General features: G+C 67.9%; 17 protein-coding genes. 11 read left to right on the top strand and 6 right to left on the bottom strand.

Translation table 11 applies throughout. The features are described 5' to 3' along the window. Nucleotides 1-112: 112 nt before the first annotated feature. The 3 genes from DQW85_RS16455 to DQW85_RS16445 all read right to left on the bottom strand — a co-directional run bounded on the left by DQW85_RS16455 (nucleotide 113) and on the right by DQW85_RS16445 (nucleotide 1887). Nucleotides 113-583, bottom strand: a complete 471-nt coding sequence (locus DQW85_RS16455; RefSeq protein WP_113701181.1) for an iron chaperone — start codon at nucleotides 581-583, stop codon at nucleotides 113-115. Nucleotides 584-836: 253 nt separating this feature from the next. Then, nucleotides 837-1448: a VOC family protein gene (locus tag DQW85_RS16450; RefSeq protein WP_113701180.1), complete on the bottom strand. Its 612-nt coding sequence runs from the start codon at nucleotides 1446-1448 to the stop codon at nucleotides 837-839. An 82-nt stretch (nucleotides 1449-1530) separates the two neighbouring features. Further along, nucleotides 1531-1887 carry a VOC family protein gene (locus DQW85_RS16445; protein WP_113701179.1) on the bottom strand — a complete coding sequence of 119 codons (357 nt, stop codon included), beginning with the start codon at nucleotides 1885-1887 and terminating at the stop codon, nucleotides 1531-1533. On the opposite strand from DQW85_RS16445, the gene DQW85_RS46885 reads away from it, so the two are divergent. From DQW85_RS46885 to DQW85_RS16405, 9 genes are all read left to right on the top strand, one after another. Further along, entirely contained in the window at nucleotides 1871-3901 is a 2031-nt protein-coding gene (locus DQW85_RS46885) for a LuxR C-terminal-related transcriptional regulator (RefSeq protein ID WP_240197222.1), read from the top strand. The genes DQW85_RS16445 and DQW85_RS46885 overlap by 17 nt on opposite strands. Further along, nucleotides 3802-4878, top strand: coding sequence for a hypothetical protein (locus DQW85_RS46880; RefSeq protein WP_240197221.1), 1077 nt, complete (start codon nucleotides 3802-3804; stop codon nucleotides 4876-4878). The genes DQW85_RS46885 and DQW85_RS46880 overlap by 100 nt, the downstream gene beginning before the upstream one ends. Nucleotides 4879-5364: 486 nt before the next feature. Continuing rightward, the gene (locus tag DQW85_RS16435) at nucleotides 5365-6276 is read left to right on the top strand and encodes an MBL fold metallo-hydrolase (RefSeq protein ID WP_113701178.1); all 912 of its coding nucleotides are present in this window, start codon (nucleotides 5365-5367) and stop codon (nucleotides 6274-6276) included. Between the two features lie 89 nt (nucleotides 6277-6365). Beyond that, nucleotides 6366-7253, top strand: a complete 888-nt coding sequence (locus tag DQW85_RS16430; protein ID WP_113701177.1) for a fumarylacetoacetate hydrolase family protein — start codon at nucleotides 6366-6368, stop codon at nucleotides 7251-7253. 97 nt (nucleotides 7254-7350) lie between these two features. Further along, nucleotides 7351-8040 (top strand): SDR family oxidoreductase, encoded by a 690-nt coding sequence (locus tag DQW85_RS16425; protein WP_162795042.1) that lies wholly within the window; start codon nucleotides 7351-7353, stop codon nucleotides 8038-8040. Continuing rightward, a complete protein-coding gene (locus DQW85_RS16420; protein ID WP_113701175.1) occupies nucleotides 8037-9593 on the top strand; it encodes a sugar ABC transporter ATP-binding protein in 1557 nt (518 codons plus the stop codon). The genes DQW85_RS16425 and DQW85_RS16420 overlap by 4 nt, the downstream gene beginning before the upstream one ends. Next, on the top strand, nucleotides 9590-10693 hold the full coding sequence (locus DQW85_RS16415; protein WP_113701174.1) for a sugar ABC transporter substrate-binding protein: 1104 nt from the start codon (nucleotides 9590-9592) through the stop codon (nucleotides 10691-10693). Before DQW85_RS16420 ends, DQW85_RS16415 begins: the two co-directional genes overlap by 4 nt. Nucleotides 10694-10718: 25 nt before the next feature. After that, entirely contained in the window at nucleotides 10719-11792 is a 1074-nt protein-coding gene (locus DQW85_RS16410) for an ABC transporter permease (RefSeq protein ID WP_113701173.1), read from the top strand. 27 nt (nucleotides 11793-11819) lie between these two features. Next, nucleotides 11820-12383 carry a nuclear transport factor 2 family protein gene (locus DQW85_RS16405; RefSeq protein ID WP_162795041.1) on the top strand — a complete coding sequence of 188 codons (564 nt, stop codon included), beginning with the start codon at nucleotides 11820-11822 and terminating at the stop codon, nucleotides 12381-12383. Here the strand turns inward: DQW85_RS16405 and DQW85_RS16400 are convergent. Continuing rightward, the gene (locus tag DQW85_RS16400) at nucleotides 12358-13050 is read right to left on the bottom strand and encodes a GntR family transcriptional regulator (RefSeq protein ID WP_240197226.1); all 693 of its coding nucleotides are present in this window, start codon (nucleotides 13048-13050) and stop codon (nucleotides 12358-12360) included. The genes DQW85_RS16405 and DQW85_RS16400 overlap by 26 nt on opposite strands. A gap of 73 nt (nucleotides 13051-13123) precedes the next feature. Between DQW85_RS16400 and DQW85_RS16395 the strand changes: the two genes are divergently transcribed. Further along, complete coding sequence (locus DQW85_RS16395) at nucleotides 13124-14017, top strand: MBL fold metallo-hydrolase (protein WP_162795040.1); 894 nt, start codon at nucleotides 13124-13126, stop codon at nucleotides 14015-14017. 19 nt (nucleotides 14018-14036) lie between these two features. Here DQW85_RS16395 and DQW85_RS16390 read toward each other — a convergent pair whose 3' ends face one another. Further along, nucleotides 14037-14864 carry an SCO6745 family protein gene (locus tag DQW85_RS16390; protein ID WP_113701169.1) on the bottom strand — a complete coding sequence of 276 codons (828 nt, stop codon included), beginning with the start codon at nucleotides 14862-14864 and terminating at the stop codon, nucleotides 14037-14039. A gap of 9 nt (nucleotides 14865-14873) precedes the next feature. Next, the gene (locus DQW85_RS16385; RefSeq protein WP_113701168.1) at nucleotides 14874-16049 is read right to left on the bottom strand and encodes a thiolase domain-containing protein; all 1176 of its coding nucleotides are present in this window, start codon (nucleotides 16047-16049) and stop codon (nucleotides 14874-14876) included. 124 nt (nucleotides 16050-16173) lie between these two features. Between DQW85_RS16385 and DQW85_RS16380 the strand changes: the two genes are divergently transcribed. After that, nucleotides 16174-17793, top strand: coding sequence for a flavin-containing monooxygenase (locus DQW85_RS16380; protein ID WP_205315167.1), 1620 nt, complete (start codon nucleotides 16174-16176; stop codon nucleotides 17791-17793).

Below are 17793 nucleotides of genomic sequence, written 5' to 3'. Positions count from 1 at the left end.
GGCCGTGGATCTGGTTGGGGACGTCGCGGTGGTCGGTGGGCAGGGGGTCGGCGGCGCTGAGGATGTGACCGCCGGCTCGGATGGAAGGTGCGACATGCGGCGCGGACGAAATCTAGCTGCTGGGCGCGTCCCAACTCACTGCCTGCTTGACCAGTGCATTGATCCGGGCCTCCACCTCGGCGGTCATCTCGGTCAGGGCGAAAGCGGTCGCCCACATCGTGCCGTCGTCCAGGTTTGCATGGTCGCTGAACCCGAGCGTCGCGTAGCGCGTCTTGAACTTCGCCGCGGGCTGGAAGTGGCAGACGAGTTTGCCGTCCAGCGCGTAGGCAGGCATCCCGTACCAGAGCTTCGGCGCCAGGACCGGGGCGCTGGCTGTGATGATGGCGTGAACGCGCTCGGCCAGGATCCGGTCCGATTCCTGCATCCCGGCGATCTTCGCGAGTACGTCCCTCTGGTCCTGCGCCGCCTTGTCCGCACGTGAGCTACGGCGTGCTGCCTTCTTCTGGTCTTGGGCGTGCTCCTTCATCGCGGCTCGTTCCTCGGCCGTGAATCCCTCGTACGTGCTGCTCTTGGGGCTGCTCATGGCAGATTTCCTCCTTGAGGATCTTGTCTTTCGGAGTCCTGAGAAGGACCTCATGGTCCTCTGTTTCGGGCCGGTGCCACCGGACCGTGGAGCCGCGACCAGGCGGCGCGTCCGGCAGAGGCGTCAGACCAACCAGCTGCCATCGCGGATCAGCTCGCGGTGGGGCAGTTCGCTGCCGGTCTGCCTGGATGACCTCGGCACCACCGGCCTGTGCCTGCGTGGTGATTCCGTCGAGGTCGCCCCGCCGCCTGCCTCAGACGGACGCGGCCTCCCAGACGAACCCGTCCGGGTCGATGAAGGGCCCGGCATCGCCGCCGATCACGATCCGGTGCGATCCGGTGCCCTCCTGGGAGACACCGGTGTCCTTGGCGAGGGCGCGACGCGGGTAGAGCGCCAGCGTGACGGCCGACGACGGGGTGTCGAACTCGACGTACTTGCCGCCGAAGCTCTTGGCCACGGCCAGGCCACGGTCGACGTAGAACCGCTTGCTGGCCTTGACGTCCGCCACTCCCAGCAGGAGCGCGACCTGGTCGATCTGCCGGGCGGCAGGGCCGGTGTCCTTCTTCTTCGAGGTCGCGATCTTGCAGATCGTCCCGTCCGGGGCGCGTACGATGCCGCCGTAGCCCCAGAACCCCTTTGTGGCCGGCTTCAACGTCGTGGCGCCGGCATCGAGGGCGGCGTCGATGAGGGCGTCGGCGTTGCCCGGCTGGGACACCACGAGGGACAGCGCGAACCCGCGGAAGCCGGTCGTCGGCGTATCCGAGGCGCGTACGTTCACGTACGAGCCCAATCCGAAGGCTTGGTAGAAGGCGTCCGCGGTCGCGGGGTCGGGAACTTCCAGGGTGACGGATGCGAAGGAGTTCATGGCAGGTCCTTTGAGTGGGGTAGGTTTGTCGTCTTGTCGGCGGGCCGCAACGGCGGCGGTCATGACAGGGGCGGGGCGGCGCTCACCGGTCCTGGATCAGCCCGAGGACGTTGCCGTCGGGGTCGGTGACCGTGGCCACGAGGCGGCCGCCGCCGACCTCGTGCGCGGCCTCCTTCAGGGTGGCCCCCGCGGCGGTCATCTCGGCCAGCTTCTCCTCGATGTCCGGTACGTGCCAGTAGGCCACCGCCGAGGTCATGCCCTGCGGTCCACCGCCCAGCACCAGTCCGATGTGCTGGCCTTCGGCCTCGAAGCCGACGTAGTAGGGCGAGTCGGTCTGCGGCGGGATGCCGAGCAGGGCCGCGTACACCGCCTTGGCCTTCCCCAGGTCGGACACGGGGTGCAGCACGGTCTTGATGCCCTGGGTGGAAGAGCTGGTCATGGTCGCTCCTTTAGTTGTGGGTCACATCGACCCGCCGTTGGCGTGGTCAAAGCTTGGCTTCCGGCCTGGCCGATCCACATCCGTGGCGACCACGGAGACGCCCACGGATCGACAGCACGGATCGACAGCACGGATCGCGCGCAGTGGACGCTGGGGGATGCGGCAAACTAGGCAAGTGGTATCGACGGTGGACATTTCACCTCGGGAGGCCGAGGTATTGGAGCTGATCGGGGCGCACCTCAGCAACGCCGAGATCGCGGCACGGCTGTGCATCTCGGTCCGTACCGTGGAGAGTCACGTCTCCTCGCTGCTGCGCAAGCTCGAGATGCCGGATCGGCGGGCGCTCGCCCAGCATGCGTCCGAGCCGGCCGGCGCCGGCCCTTCTCGCCCGGCAGCGGTTCTGCCGGCCCCGCTGACGTCGTTCATCGGCCGGGTGAACGAGCGGGCCGAGCTGACCGAGATGATCAACGCACACCGTCAGGTGACCGCGGTCGGTCCCGGCGGAGTGGGCAAGACCCGGCTCGCGTTGGCGGTGGCCGCGGAAGCAGCCGGCGAGTACTCCGACGGGGTGTGGTTCGTCGACCTGGTCCCGGTCACCGATCCGGAGCTGATCGCCACTGCGGTCGCCGGGGCGCTCGGCCTCGGTGAGCAACCCGGCCGCGACATGACCGAGTCCGTGGTCGCCGCGCTAGCCGACCGTCATGCGCTGCTGGTGCTGGACAACTGCGAGCAAGTGGTGGACGGAGTGGCGCTGTTTCTCGAGCGGCTGCTGGCGGCGTGCCCCCGAGTGACGGTGCTGGCGACCAGCCGGGCCCGGCTGATGGTGCCGTTCGAACGGGTCTATCAGGTTCCGCCGCTGTCGCTGGCCGTCGATGGTGACTCGGACGCGGTCGCGTTGTTCATGGAGCGGGCGGCGGCGGTCGGCCGGCCGCTGGATCCGCCACTGCGCGACCAGATCGCCTCGATCTGTGAGCGGCTGGATGGGATGGCGCTCGCGATCGAGCTGGCCGCCGCCCGGTACCCCACGCTCGGGCTGGACGGCATCACCGCCGCCCTGTCCCACCCGCTGCGGATGCTCACCGGCGGCTCCCGTGCCGATGAGCGGCATCGTTCGGTGCGGGGGGCGCTGGACTGGAGCCATGCCCTGCTGAAGCCGGCCGACCGGGCGCTGCTGCGCCAGGTGTCGGTGTTCGTGGCGCCGTTCACCACCGCCGCGGCGGCGGAGGTGGCCGGATCCGAGGAAAGCGTGGTCGCCGACGGGCTGGCCCGGCTCGCTGAACAGAGCCTGCTGGTGGTGTCGGCGTCCCCGGGCGGTACGGAGTACCGGGCGTTGGAGACCATCCGCCAGTACGGCATGGACCGGCTCGCCGAGGCCGGTGAGCTGATCGACGCTCGATTCCGCCACGTTCGCTGGTGCCTGGCCAAGGCCGCCGAGCTGGCGGTGGCACGGGCGAACTGGCGGGCCCGGTTCGACGCGGTGGCTGATGACCTCCGCGCGGCCCTGGCGTGGGCGGTCGACCGGCCGGAGCAGCGCGCGGACGCGTACCGCCTCGCTCGTTCCCTGGCGGAGCTCACCTTCACCCGTCACCTGATCGGCGAGTCCCAGGGGCGCTATGAGCGGCCGCCGCGCTTGCGACCGAGCCTGCAGCCTCCGCGTCTATGCTCCGGCAGGCCGCGGCGGTGGCCGGCTGCCGGATGCACGGTGATGACATGGACCGCCTGCACCGTGCGGCCGCCGCTGCCGCCCGCCAGTCAGGTGACACCGCCGGCGCCGCCTGTGACCTCGCGACCGCCGCCGCCAACACCTACCGGTTCTCCAGCAAGTTCGTACGGAAGCTGCCGCTGGAAGAGGCGATCGCGCTCATCACGCAGGCGCGGGAGCTGGCCGGCGACGACCCGGCCGCCCAGGCCGCGGTGGCGCTGGCCGAGGCCGGGAGGGCGCTCAGCGACGCGATCGGTGCCGCACAGGGCCTGGACGCCCCGGACGACCTGGACGACAACGCGGTCCCGGTGACGCTCGCGCGCGCCGAACGAGCGGTCGAACTCGCTCACCGCACGTGTGACCCGCTCGCCGAGTCCGCCGCGCTCGATACGCTCACCGGCGCCCTGAGCTGGGCCGGTGACACGTTCGCCGCCGCCGGCACGGCGCGGCGCCGGATCACGCTGCTCTCGTCCACACCAGGCACCCCGGCCGGTACCCACGAGCTGATCGAGGCGCTTGTTGAGGCCACCGAGGCCAGCCTCGGCGTGGGGGACCTGCCGGGCGCCCGCCGGTGGGCACGGCAACTCGCGGATCATCCGCTGCTGGCGGAGGTCGCCCATCGTGCCGTGGGCTGGCTCCTTGTGGCCGACACGTTGGCGGGCAACGTGGAAGAGGTACTCACCGGCAGCGTTCGGTTCCTCGACGCGTGGCACCGGGCCGGCGGCCCCGCCAGGTCCACTCTGGGTCCGCCGGCGGCCGCAGTGGCGACGATCCACGGCCTACGCGACGACCAGGATGCCTGGCGCGAATGGAGCGCGGTGCTGAAACAGCTCGACCCCTCACCTGCGAACACTCACGGCTACGGGGCGGTCTTCGACGCGATGCTCCTGCTCCACCGCGGGCAGGCACCACAGGCGCTGGAGCGGCTGGCGCCCGAGCCCGGCGAGGTGTGGCAATGGGTCACCTGGATCTGGCTTCACTGGTATGTGGCGCTGCGCGCCGAAGCCGCCGTGCTCGCCGGGAGCTCCGATGCAGGCGACCGCCTGGCCGAGGCTCGCACCGTCGTGGCCGGCAACCCGGTCGCCACTGCCATGGTGGAGCGGGCCCAAGCGCTGCTCGACAATGACCAGGAGCGGTTGCTCGCCACGGTAAACGCGTTTGACACCGCCGGATGCCGCTATCAGTCAGCGCGGACCCGGATGCTCGCCGGCGGCGACCATGCCGCCCACGGCACGGCCGCGGTGGCCGAGCTTGGCTTCGCCCCGATGACCCCGCCCCGACACCCATGAGTGCCTCAGAGTTGCAGTCGCCGAGCAGGATTCCCCAGATCAATTCACCCCGCGCCGTGAGGACGTGCCGAAGGCCGCGGTGGACTACGTGGCGGGCCAGGTGAAGGTCGATGCGGCCCTGCCGTTCCTGAAGAGCACCGAAGAGGACTGGGCGCCTCAAATCAGGGTCCTCTAACTCCCACTCGCGCCGCATACCCGCACCCTGTTTCTCCCTGGGGGCCCTATTTGGGCACCCGGGCGGCCAGGCCGAGCTCGGCCATCCGCGCTGCGACGGTGTTCTCCGATACCCGCCGGCGGCCACGCCGGTCCGGTCGGGCTGCGCGGGCGGTCGCCGCCGGGGCATGCGCAGCGGGCCAGGGTTGTAATCGCCATGATAATCGATTATTCTTCTAATGATCGATCTACGATCGGGTCGGCGTTTGAGAGCCGGCCCACGAGCCTCCGGCGTTGGGCTCGAAACGGCCGGACCAATCACAGAGGAGCGTCGTGACCATCGAACGGTGGAAGGTGGGCGAGTTCCGCCTCACGAAGATTGAGGAGACTTCGGGCTGGACCCCGCTCGAGTTCCTTCTGGACGTCTTGCCGGCAGCAACTCTCGGAGAGATCGAGGCCGTCGACTGGCTGACCCCGACCTATCTGAGGGACGGCGAGATGAACACTCTCGTCAACTCGTTCCTGCTGGAGACGCCGACCCACAAGCTCGTGATCGACACGGGTGTCGGCAACGGGAAGAAGCGAATGGCACCGGGATTCGACCGCCTCGACACCGATTTCCTGGAGCGCTTCGAGAAGCTGTGTCCCCGCGATCAGGTTGACGGCGTCATCTTCACGCACCTGCACATGGACCACGTGGGCTGGAACACCATGCTCGAGGACGGTCGGTGGCAGCCGACCTTTCCAAATGCCAGGTACTGCTTCGTGCGTGAGGAGTACGAACACTGGAAGGCGTTCGCGCTGGACCCACTCGCCCCCGGCGCGTACTCCGAATTCGGCTACAGCCTCGTCGACGCGGTCGCCGTGTTCGAGGACTCGCTCGCCCCGATCGAGCAGGCGGGACTGATCACCTGGGTTGAGCCGGGGCAGGAGGTCGTCCCAGGGGTCACGCTCATCAGCACCGCCGGTCACACTCCCGGCCATGTCGCGGTGCTCATCGAGGACGCGGGCGAGAGCGCGGTGATCACGGGCGATCTACTTCACACCCAGGTGCAGATCGCCCGACCTGACTGGTCCGCGGAGATGGATACCGACCCCGAGGTGGCCGCCCTCACCCGCAAGGACTTCGTCGAACGCTTCGCGGACACGCCCACGCTCGTGATCGGCACGCACTTCGGCGCGCCTGCTGCCGGCTACATCGCTCGCGACGGCTCCACCTACAAGTTGCTCCCCACGCCTGGCTGAGAGTCCGGCTCCTCCGACCGTCCGGCTCCTCCAAACCGTCCGGCTCCCACCGGATCCCCAGTCCCGTCATATCCGGAAAGTAGGCACTCGTGAAGCTGATCGCGTTCGACGCGCCCGCAGGAGCCCGGATCGGGCAAGTCGTCGGAACCCAAGTGAGGGATCTCGCTCCGATCGACGACTTCTTCGCCGATCCTGATTCCTACCTCGACCCCGATGCGGTTGCCCGCGCTGTGGAGTTGTCGAGTCTGCGGCTCGCCGATCTGCACCAGGTTCCACCAGTGCCGAGTACCGCCCGCATCTTCTGCGTCGGAGTCAACTACCCGTTGCACGTGATGGAGGCGCAAGAGGCGGGTCTGGGCGCACCGGAGGTGCCGATGATCTTCGGTCGCTGGCCCAGCACCCTTGTGGCGGACGGTGACCCGGTGCCGGTCCCGCCCAACGAGGAGGGACTGGACTGGGAAGCTGAACTTGCCGTCGTGATCGGCAAGAAGACCTGGTGTGCGAAGGAGGAAGACGCGTTGGCGTCGGTCCTCGGGTACACGGGATTCAACGACCTGTCCGCTCGCAAGAAGCAGGCGGACACCATCCAGTGGACGCTCGGGAAGAACGCCGACCGGAGTGGGCCGATCGGCCCGGTCGTGGTCACCGCGGACGAGATCGGCGACTCGCCGAGCCTGGAGTTCTGCACGCGTGTGAACGGTGAGCTCCGGCAGCGGGCGAACACCGCGGAGATGGTGCACAGCATCGCCCGGGTGATCGCGTATATCAGTGACACCGTGACCCTGATGCCCGGAGACGTGATCGCGACCGGTACGTCGGATGGCGTCGGTGCGGCGATGAAACCGCCCCAGTTCCTCCGTCCCGGAGATGTCGTCGAGGTCGAGTTCGAGTCGATCGGTGTTCTGCGCACGCCCATCGTGGGACCCGACGAGTTTCGGCCGCAAGCGCCGGGCGGGGTCGCCCGCCTTTCGGTCTGAGAACACCGTGGCAACGATGGACGATCTTCGTGAGCGTTGGGCGCGAGGCCGCCATGAGGCGACGTGGGCAGGGCGGTTCGCGGGCCAGGTCGTGTTGGTGACCGGTGCATCGGGTGGGCTCGGCGCACCTACCTGCGACCGCATCTCGGCCGAGGGCGGCACTGTCGTCTGTACGGACGTCGGGGCGACGGGTGACGGCAGCTCGCCGGATCGCTGTCGGGAGTTGGACGTCACGGACCGCCGCGCCTGGCAGTCGCTGGTCGCCGAGATCATGGCCGAGTACGGCAGGCTTGACGGTGCGCTTTTTGCGCACGGCGTGGCCGGGCCCGTGACGCTGGCGCAGGAGACCTCGGCCTCGGACTGGGCGCACACGATCGAGGTCAACCTGACCGGCGCCTTCTACGGACTGCGGGCGCTCGTTCCGGTGATGAGGCGGACCTCGTACGGTCGCATCGTCGCGGTGTCATCGATCGGCGCGGTCACGGCGAACCCGCGCCAAGCGGCCTACTCCGCCTCGAAGGCCGGTCTGAACGCCCTCGTCAAGAGCGTCGCCAAGGAGTGCGCGGACGACTCCGTCACCGTCAACACCATCGCTCCATCGCTGATGGACACGCCCATGCTGGCAGGTCTTGATGAGGCTCGGTTCGCCACACTCCTCGCCAAGGTCCCACTCGGTCGTCCCGGTACGGCTCTGGAGTTCGCCGCACTGGCCGGCTGGCTTCTGTCCAGCGAGGCCAGCTTCGTGACCGGGCAGGTCGTCGACCTCAGTGGGGGGCGCAACCAGTGAACGTCGTCAGGGTGGAGATACAAGGCGTCTCCAAGGACTTCGCCGGGCAGCGCGCGCTCGATCGGGTCAGTCTGAGCATCCGCGAGGGTGAGGTCCACGCCCTGCTGGGCGCGAACGGCTCGGGCAAGTCGACCCTCATCAAGGTGCTTGCCGGCGTTCATCGGCCTGAGGCGGGATCGGTCGTCAACGTGCGTGGTGAGCGGCTCGAGTTCGGCTCTGCCCGCGCGTCACATGCGGCGGGGTTCCGCTTCATCCACCAGGACCTCGGGCTCGTCGACGAGTTGGACATCGCGGAGAACCTCCTGCTGGGGGCTACCGCCTCGCGCCGATTCTGGCTGTCAAGCCGACGCGAGTGGGACTCGGCGGCAACTGCGCTGCGCAAGCACGGCGTCAACCTCGATCCGCGGCGCCTCGTGGCCGGCCTTCCCCCGTCGGAGAAGAGCATGGTCGCCATCGTCCGCGCCGTCGAGGACGGTCTCCACGGCGGCGGCATCCTCGTGCTCGACGAGCCGACCGCTGCGCTTCCACCGGATGAGGTCCGTCACCTGATGGATCTCGTGCGTCGTCTGAGCGACCGAGGTGTCTCGATCGTGTATGTGACGCATCGGCTCCACGAGGTCTTCGAGATCGCCGATACGGTGACGGTGCTGCGCGACGGTGCGGTCATCGGGACGGAACCCATCGACGAGGTGCGCGGCGACCGACTCCTCGAGATGATCCTCGGTCGGACGCTCGAGCCCTACCAGGCGGCGGATCCGAGCCTTCGAGGCGAGCCGGTCCTGGAGGTCGACGGCCTCACTGCCGAGGGGATCGATGACGCCTCCTTCACCGTTCACGCAGGAGAGGTCCTGGGGCTCACCGGACTCATCGGTTCCGGTCACGAGTCCATCCTCGGCGCGACCTTCGGGGCAGTCCCCGGCTCGACGGGCACGGTCCGCGTGAGCGGTCGCCCGTTGTTGCGGGCCGGCCCCAAGCGGGCCCTCGCAGCCGGGATCGCGTACGCGCCTGCCGACCGCCGCACTCGAGGGGCACTGACTGACTGGACGGTGCGGGAGAACCTGACGCTCCCGAACCTCAAGCCCCGAGGGCTCGCTCGCCGGCTGAGTACTCGGTGGGAGTCTGTCGACACTGCTCACTGGCTGCGCCGCCTGCAGGTGAAGCCGGGCGACCCGGAGGCGCGATTCGCATCGCTGAGTGGCGGCAACCAGCAGAAGGTAGTGATCGCTCGCTGGCTGCGGTGTCTTCCGAAGGTGTTCCTGCTCGACGAGCCGACGATCGGTGTCGATGCGGGGGCAAAGCTCGGCATCTATCGGGAGCTGCGCAACGCAGCCGACGCCGGGGCGGGCGTGGTCATCGCCTCGTCCGATGCCGAGGAACTGGCCGCTGTGTGCAGCCGGGTGCTGATCTTCGGCGGCGGCCGAGTGGTCGAGGAGCGCTCCACACCCCTATCTCCCGACTCGATCGTGGCGGCCTGTATGAGGGCCGCCGCTCCTAGCGTCTCGCCCGGCGAGCGTGTCACCGCGACAACGAGTGAAAGGCACCAACGCACATGAAGAAGATCGTGATCGCACTCGGGGCTGCGTCCATGACCCTGCTCGCCGCATGCGGCTCTGGAGGACAGTCCGATGCCAGGGGCACGTCAGCGGCTCCGGCGGCCGTCGGCAAGCTCATCGACGAGTACGAGGCGGCGGTGGGCAACACCCATCCCGACATCGCGATCAAGCCGATCAGCAAGCCGGCTCCGAGCGGGAAGACGCTCGAGGTCATCACCTGCGCGGTCCCGATCTGCGCGCTCTACACCGAGGGCGCCACCAAGGCGGCGCAGGCCCTGGGCTGGAAGACGAAGACAGTGGTCGCATCGTTCACGCCTGAGGGCTTCAAGGAGACCTGGGACACCGTCCTTCAGGACAAGCCCGACGCCGTGGTGATGGCCGGCGTCGTGCCGACCGACACGGTCATCGACCAGGTCACGCAGGCCAATGAGCAGGGCATCGTGGTCGTGGGCTACGGCCTCGACGTCCAGGCGGGCGGGGACTCACCCTTCACCTTCGGCACCACCTCTGCGAAAGCACTGAGCGTCGACGGGCGCGAGCAGGGCCTGGCCGTCATCAATGACGCGAAGGGAGCCACCGACGTGCTGATCGTCAACGACCCGGCCCAGGTTCCGACGAAGGCTCAGGTCGCGGCGAGCACCGAGGTCCTCAAGTCCGTAGGCAGCCGGGTCGCGCTGCTGAAGGTCAGCTCGTCGGAGATCGGCAAGGGCGTGCCGGCCCAGATCGTCACCAACCTCCAGGCGAACCCAGGGGTGAAGTACGTGCTTCTGCCCAATGACGACTTCCTCTCCGGTGTCCCGCAGGCGCTCAAGAGCGCGGGCCTGGACCACGTCAAGGTCGTCGGTGAGGCTGCGTCCGAGGAATCGAAGGCGGCCCTGGAGAACGGCCAGCTGCTCGCCAGCACTGCGCACCCGGTCCTCATCAACGGCTGGTACCTCGTGGACGCGATCGTCCGGAAGATGGTCGGCGACCCGATCGCGGACGCCAACCCGATGTGGGAGAGCGTCATCGTGACGAGGGACAACGTGGACGACCTGGGCAACCTGAGCGAGTGGCCCCACATTCAGGCCGAGTTCACCTCGGCCTGGAACATCGGCTAGCGGCATCGTCGTGCAGGAGGAACCGATGACCGACCAACTGCTTGAGCACCGGCGTTCGGCAGAGGGAGCCGATCCGGCCGGCCAGTCCACCGTCTCTACCGCGAGCATCGCGGGGCGGCTCGGCGGGCTCCGACTGCCTCGTTTCGGCGGCCTGATCCTATTGGCGGCGCTGATCGCGGGGTTCGGTGCCGCCATGCCGGAAACGTTCCTGACGATGCAGACGGCGACGTCTGTCGCGCGGGGGCAGTCGATCACCATCGTCCTCGCCCTCAGCCTCACGGTGTGCCTGAGCGCAGGTGTCTTCGACCTGTCGATCGGGTCGAACGTCGGCTTCGGCGCCGTGCTGGCCCTGAGCCTGATGGCGACCCACGGATGGAGTCCACTTCTCGCCTCGGTCGCGACCGTTTTCGTGTGCGCGGCCGTGGGAGCTGTCAACGCCGTGCTCGTAGTGGGCGTCGGCATGGACAGCTTCATCGCGACGCTGGGGGTGAGCTCGATCCTCACAGCCATCACCCTGATGGCCAGCGGCGGCGTGATCGTCGGCCCGGCCCCGTCCGGCTTCCAAAGCATCGCCGCCTGGCAGCCGTGGGGCATCCCTGTCCTCGTCATCTACGCACTCGCGCTCTGCCTGGTCGCCTGGTACGTGCTCGAGCACACTCCGCTCGGCCGGCGCCTCTACGCCACAGGTGCGAACAAGGCCGCCGCGACGCTCGCGGGCATCAGCACCGACCGGTACGTGGTCGGGGCTCTGGTGACCTGCGGCCTCGGAGCGGGGCTGTCCGCCGTGCTGCTGAGCGCCAGTGTCGGCAGCATCTCGCCGGCGGCCGGGGCCGGCTACCTGCTGCCGGTCTTCGCCGGCTGCTTCCTTGCCACCACGCAGGTGAAACCGGGCAGGTACAACGTGGCGGGACTGCTCATTGCCCTGTTCCTGCTGGGGACAGGGGTCAAGGGCTTTTCGCTCCTGGGCGGCGAGGTGTGGATCCCCGACATGTTCAACGGGTTGGCGTTGCTCGTCGCCGTAGGGCTGACGGTGTACCTGCAGAAGCGCGAGATCCGCCGGTCCAAGGTCAGGCTCTCACCTTCACGCGCGCCGGAGTAGGCGACCATGTCATCCGCGCAGGACTCGTTGACCGCCGGACTCCGGATACTGCTGGACAAGGAGCAGATCCGGTCGGTGATGCACCGCTACGCCCGAGGTGTCGACCGACGTGATTACGACCTCGTCCGTAGCGCCTACCACCCCGACGCCTACGACGATCACGGCGCCTACCAGGGTGGCGTGGACGGGTTGGTCGAGTGGATCTCTCGTCGTCATGCCTTGATCGAGCAGTCGATGCATCTGCTGGGTCAGACGCAGATCGACTTCCTTGCCGAGGACGTCGCGGTCGCGGAGACCTATGACCTGAGCGTTCAGTGCTATCCCGCGGAGGCTGAGGAGACCATCCACGCCTGGGTTGGGGATATCGATGTGCCCGCCCACCAACAGCTGCGCGTCGTGATGTACGCCCGCTTCAACGACCGTTTCGAGAAGCGCCGGTGCGAGTGGAAGATCGCGCACCGGATCGTGGTCATCGAGGTCGTCGACGCGACGCTCGTGGACAGGCGCACGGGCCCACCCATCTCGGTCGAGCCAGTGCGTGGCCCCGAGGATGCCCTCTACTCGCTCATGAGGACAGCGCAGCGGCGGTGAGGGTGAGGTGCTGACCGAGAAGGTCGGCGGCGGCGTCGGCGTCACGTGCCAACGTGGCCTCCTCGAGCCTGCTGTGCTCAGTCACGTAGTCGCGAACAGGCCCTCGTTCAGCCCACCTGCGCGCCAGTTCGCTGGCGGTCCACAGGCGGTCGAACGTCTCGAGCAGCACGGGGTTCCCACACCCGTCGAGCAGGGCGCGGTGGAACGCGTGATGCGCCGATGCCCATTCGTCGCTGATGTACGGGTCGTCGGTCGCGGCTCGCAGCGGCGTTCGGTAGAGGCGGTGGTGCGAGCCGCGCACCCGCGCCTCCCACTCGACGTCGCCCCGCTCGATCGACATGCGGAGCATGCTGGACTCGAGCGTCCGCCTCGCTTCGGCGATCTGCTGCCAGCGCAGGTCCGAGAACGCCGGCACCGAGAATCCTCGGTTCGCATGCCGGTCCGCCAGCCCTTCCCCGATCAGCTGTTGCAGGGCCTCCCGGACGACGGAGAGACTGACCCCCATGCTGGACGCCAGTTGCTGCGGTTTGAGCGGTTCGCTCGGGCCGAACTCGCCATGCAGGATCTGGGTTCGCAACGTCGAGTACACGGTCGCCGACCGCATCTGTTTGGACGTGCTTCGCTTCTCCGGAGCGTCGCGGGACATGCCGCGATAATAGCGCGACACCTCACACAAACCCTAAATAATCGATTATCAGTGCCGAGTGTTGAGGAGAGTCATGGCCACGGAGCGGTGGATGGTGGGCGACATCTCGATCACCAAGATCGAGGAGACGATGGAGTGGGCCTCGCTCGAACTCTTCTTGCGCGTACTGCCCGCAGCGACCCGTGAGGAGATCGCGGCGGTCGGCTGGCTCAAGCCGACATACCTGGACGAGGACAGGGTCAATGCGCTCCTGGTCCACTCGTTGCTCGTCGAGACGGACGAGCACAGGATCGTCATCGACACGGGCATCGGCAACGGCAAGAAGCGGCTGATGCCCCTGCTTGACAACCTGGACACCGATTTCATGGACCGGTTCGAGCGGATATGCCCGCGCGATGAGGTCGACGTCGTGCTGTGCACCCATCTGCACGTCGACCACGTAGGTTGGAACACGACGCTGGTGGATGGTCGCTGGCAGCCGACCTTCCCTCATGCGCGTTACTGCTTTGTGCGCCAGGAGTACGACCACTGGAAGGCATTCGCTCAGGATCCGCTCGCCTCACGGGCGTACTCGGAGTGGGGTTACAGCCTCGTGGACGCGGTCGCGGTCTTCGAGGACTCGCTTGCCCCTGTCGAGGACGCCGGCCTGATCTCCTGGGTCGAATCCGGCCAGGTCGTCGTGCCGGGGATTTCGCTGATCAGCACAGCTGGCCACACCCCGGGGCACGTCTCGGTCATGATCGAGGACGCGGGCGAGAGCGCCGTGGTCACGGGCGACCTGCTGCACAGCCAGGTCCAGGTCGCCCGTCCCGATTGGTTGGTGGAGATGGACACCGACGCCGAGGCGGCGGTCGCTGCGCGGAAGCGGTTCCTCGAGCGCTTCGCCGATTCCTCCACCCTGGTGATCGGAACTCACTTCGGCACCCCCGCCGCCGGCCGCATCGTGCGGGACGGTGCGACGTACCGGCTGATCCCCGAGCTGACCTGACCGGGGTCGCAGCAGCCGGTCAGCCGCTGTAGGTGCCGGCCGCGGTGAAGGCATCGTTGATGGGAGTGACGAGCGCGGCCAAGCGATGGGCAGACCGTTCGTCGACCCGACTCCAGAGCGCCGCGCAGTGCTCATCGGTCTCGACCTCGATCCGCTCTCTGGCCTCGTAGCCCGCTGCGGTTGCCGTGCCGTCGTCGTTGAGCCAGCCGCGGGCGGCCAGTCGCGCTGTCGCCTCGGTCCATTCCCGGTCGCTCCAAAGGCGGGTCGCGCGAGCGACCGGCGCCGCCGGGAAGCGGCCCGTCGCCGCCTGCAGGATGTTGCACTCGCAGGGTCCGACGCGGTTGTCGGCGAGCACGAGGACGTGGGCGTCGCCGCGCCACTCGCGAAGCACCGTGAGCTCCTGCCAGAGGGCGAGCAGCGGATCATCCGGGAGAGCGACAGATGCGTTCGCGGCCGCCAGCGGCTTGCCTGCGTAGTCCGCGTCGGATACGAGCGGGTCGAGCAGCGACCTGGCCTCCGCGATCTCATGGTCCGTAAGGGCGACGCCGACGCGCCGCATGGCACCGCCGGCGGCCGTCAACCGGGCGGCCTGCCACTGTGCGGGTGGGGCGGCGTCCCAGACGCCCGTCATGGTCTGCACTGCTCGGGGGCTGAAGTTGTAGAAGGTCGCCAGCGTGACCTGCCACGGGACCGCCCCCATGGCGGCCGATCGGAACGCGAAGTAGGTCCGTCCGCGCTCGGCGACGCCCAGCCGGGTGGCCTCCTCAGCGATCTCGGGTATGAAGTAGATGAACCGGTGAGTCGCCTGGATAGCGACGCTGACCTCGCGAATTGCCTGCAGCTTCATGATCGTTCCTCAGCCCGTCGATTCGAGAATACTGACGTAGTTGGCGACCGCCAGACCACCCATGTTGTGGACGGCGGCGAGCGATGCCGTCGGCAGCTGCATGTCACCCGCGGTGCCGGTCAGCTGCAGGGCAGCCATCACGTGCTGGGACACTCCGGTAGCGCCGACCGGGTGCCCCTTCGCCTTGAGTCCCCCGGAGACGTTGACGGGCATGCACCCCTCGGGGGTGACCCAGCCGTTGTCGATCGCCATGCGACCTTTCCCGCGGTCGGTCAGGCCGATGGCCTCGTAGAGGATGAGCTCGGCGATGGTGAAGCAGTCGTGGAGCTCCACGAGGTCGAGGTCGGCGAGATAGGTCCCCGCCATCTCGTGGGCACGCCACCAGGCGGCCTCGCTGCCGCGGAAGACCAGGGGGTCGCGACTGCCGCGTGGAAGGAAGTCGTTGGCCTGGGCGAACCCGATGATCCGGACGGGCTCGACGGACGCGTGGGGTAGGCGATCTCGGGTCAGGACGAGGGCAGCCGCCCCGTCGGACACGGGCGAGCAGTCGGTGCGTCTCAACGGTCCCGCGACGACGGGGTTGGCGTCGGAGATGTTCTGGCAGAACTGAGCGCCCAGGTCCTTGCGGAGGTGCGCATATGGATTGTGGACGCCGTTGCGATGGTTCTTGGCGGCGATGGCGCCGAGAGCGTCGCTCACGGGTCCGTAGCGGTCCTGGTAGGCGGTGGCGACACTCGCGAAGATGCCGGCGAAGCCGGTCTCCGACTGGTGGCCCGCGAGCTCGTAGTCGGCGCCGAGGAGTGCGGAGCCGACGGTCGCGGGACAAGCGTGCGTCATCTTCTCCGCGCCGATGACCAGGACGCGCTCAGCGGTACCGGCGAGCAGCGCTGCGATGCCCTGGTGGACCGCTGCGGCGCCGGAGGCGCAGGCGTTCTCGACGCGGGTCGCGGGCACCCCGAAGAGGTCGGGGGAGACCTGGAGTGCCAGCGATGACGTGAAGGCCAGCGGGTGCAGACCCGCGTTGAACTGGCCCAGGAAGATCGCGTCGACCTCCCCGGGCTCGAGGCCGGCGCAACGCAGCGCCTGGTCGGCGACGGAGACGACCAGGGTTTCGAGGCTCTGGTCTTCGAGACGGCCGAATCGCGAGTGTCCCCAGCCCGCGATGAAGAGGTCCTGGTCCAGCATGGTTGGTCTCTCCTGCTGTCGTGATGTTGCATAATAATCGATTATTGTATAGAACATCGATTACATTGACCAGGGTGTTGGCACGCAGACGCGGACCAGTGAGGGGCTTATGGACGACGGACGAGTGGATGACGCGGTAACCGACACCGAGGTGGTCGTCGTCGGCACGGGTGTGTCCGGACTCGCGGCCCTGCACCATCTCAAGGCGCGCGGGGTCGATGTGGTTGCTCTGGAGCGGAACCCCGACGTAGGCGGGACCTGGTACCACAACCGCTATCCCGGCTGCCGCTTCGATTCCGAGAGCTACACCTACGGCTACTCCTTCTCCCAGGAGGTCCTCCGGGAGTGGCACTGGAAGGAACGCTACTCACCGCAGCCGGAGAACCTGCGCTACCTGCGGTTCGTCACCGAGAAGTTGGCGCTGCGCGACGTCATCCGCTTCAACACGACGGTTACCGGTGCTCACTGGGAGGAGAGCACGCGGACGTGGGTCGTGCACATCGAGGGCGGCCGTTCGATCCGGTCACGTTTCCTGATGACCTGCCTCGGCATGCTGTCCACGCCGACGATGCCGCGTGTCGATGGCATCGACACCTTCGAAGGCCCGTCGTTCCACACCTTCGACTGGCCCAAGGACGGAATTGACCTGCGTGGCAAGCGAGTCGGGGTGGTCGGCACGGGTGCGACCGGTGTGCAGGCGATCGCCGCCATCGCCCCCGAGGTAGCGAGCCTGACGGTCTTCCAGCGTCGTCCAAACTGGCACACGCCCCTCGGCAACAGCGAGATCACCGTTGAGGAGATGGCGGAGATCCGCTCGCGCTACGACGAGATCTTCGCGCTCTGTGCCGTCAGCCCCGGTGGTTACGTGCACCAGCCCGACCGCCGAGGCTTCCATTCCCTCACTGCCGAGCAGCGCCGGCGCTTCTGGGAGGAGCTCTACGCTCAGCCGGGATTCGCGGTGTGGTTGGCGAACTTCCGCGAGATCTTCGTTGATCGGGAGGCCAACGCGGAGTTCTCTGCCTTCGTGGCCGAGAAGGTCCGTGAGCGGGTCCATGACCCCGAGCTCGCGGAGAAGCTGATCCCGAAGGACCACGGGTTCGGCGTCCAGCGAGTGCCGCTCGAGACCAACTACTACGAGGTCTACAACCGCGACAACGTGCGGCTGGTCGATCTCCAGCAGACGCCCATGGTGGGGGTCACGCTCACCGGGATCAAGACGACGGAGGAAGACTTCGAGCTCGACGTCATCGTGTACGCCACCGGTTTCGATGCCATCACCGGTCCCTACGAGCAGCTGGACATCCGCGGCGTGGGGGGCCGACTGCTGAAGGACAAGTGGGTCGACGGACCCGAGACCTACCTGGGCCTGCTGGTCCGTCACTTCCCGAACCTGCTCATGGTCGCCGGGCCACAGAGCAGCTCCTCGTCGGTGAACTTCCCGCGCAGCATCGAGGCGCAAGTCGACTGGTGCATGGGTCTACTCGACCACCTCAGGCGAAACGGTCTCACCCGGCTCGAGCCCACGGCAGAGGCGGAGCGCGAATGGGTCGCCTACGTCGCGCACCTCTACGAGAAGCTGTTGATGAGAGAGGCACGCAGTTGGTTCACGGGCTACAACTCCAACATCCCGGGCAGGGAACACGGCCAGGTACGCCACGTGATGTTCAACGGAGGCCAGCCGAAGTATCGCGAGATCCTCGACGCGGTCGCCTCCAGCGACTACCGGGAGTTGGTGCTCTCGTGA

It is taken from the genome of Nonomuraea lactucae, assembly GCF_003313395.1.
Taxonomy (GTDB): domain Bacteria; phylum Actinomycetota; class Actinomycetes; order Streptosporangiales; family Streptosporangiaceae; genus Nonomuraea; species Nonomuraea lactucae.
This window is presented reverse-complemented; position numbering and strand designations above follow the sequence as displayed.

Excerpts from the sequence above, each read along its gene's own strand:
- DQW85_RS16390 (WP_113701169.1), bottom strand. The coding sequence starts at position 14,864 with ATGAAGCTGCAGGCAATTCGCGAGGTCAGCGTCGCTATCCAGGCGACT.
- DQW85_RS16455 (WP_113701181.1), bottom strand. The coding sequence starts at position 583 with ATGAGCAGCCCCAAGAGCAGCACGTACGAGGGATTCACGGCCGAGGAA.
- DQW85_RS16410 (WP_113701173.1), top strand. The coding sequence starts at position 10,719 with ATGACCGACCAACTGCTTGAGCACCGGCGTTCGGCAGAGGGAGCCGAT.
- DQW85_RS16415 (WP_113701174.1), top strand. The coding sequence starts at position 9,590 with ATGAAGAAGATCGTGATCGCACTCGGGGCTGCGTCCATGACCCTGCTC.
- DQW85_RS16450 (WP_113701180.1), bottom strand. The coding sequence starts at position 1,448 with ATGAACTCCTTCGCATCCGTCACCCTGGAAGTTCCCGACCCCGCGACC.
- DQW85_RS16385 (WP_113701168.1), bottom strand. The coding sequence starts at position 16,049 with ATGCTGGACCAGGACCTCTTCATCGCGGGCTGGGGACACTCGCGATTC.
- DQW85_RS16445 (WP_113701179.1), bottom strand. The coding sequence starts at position 1,887 with ATGACCAGCTCTTCCACCCAGGGCATCAAGACCGTGCTGCACCCCGTG.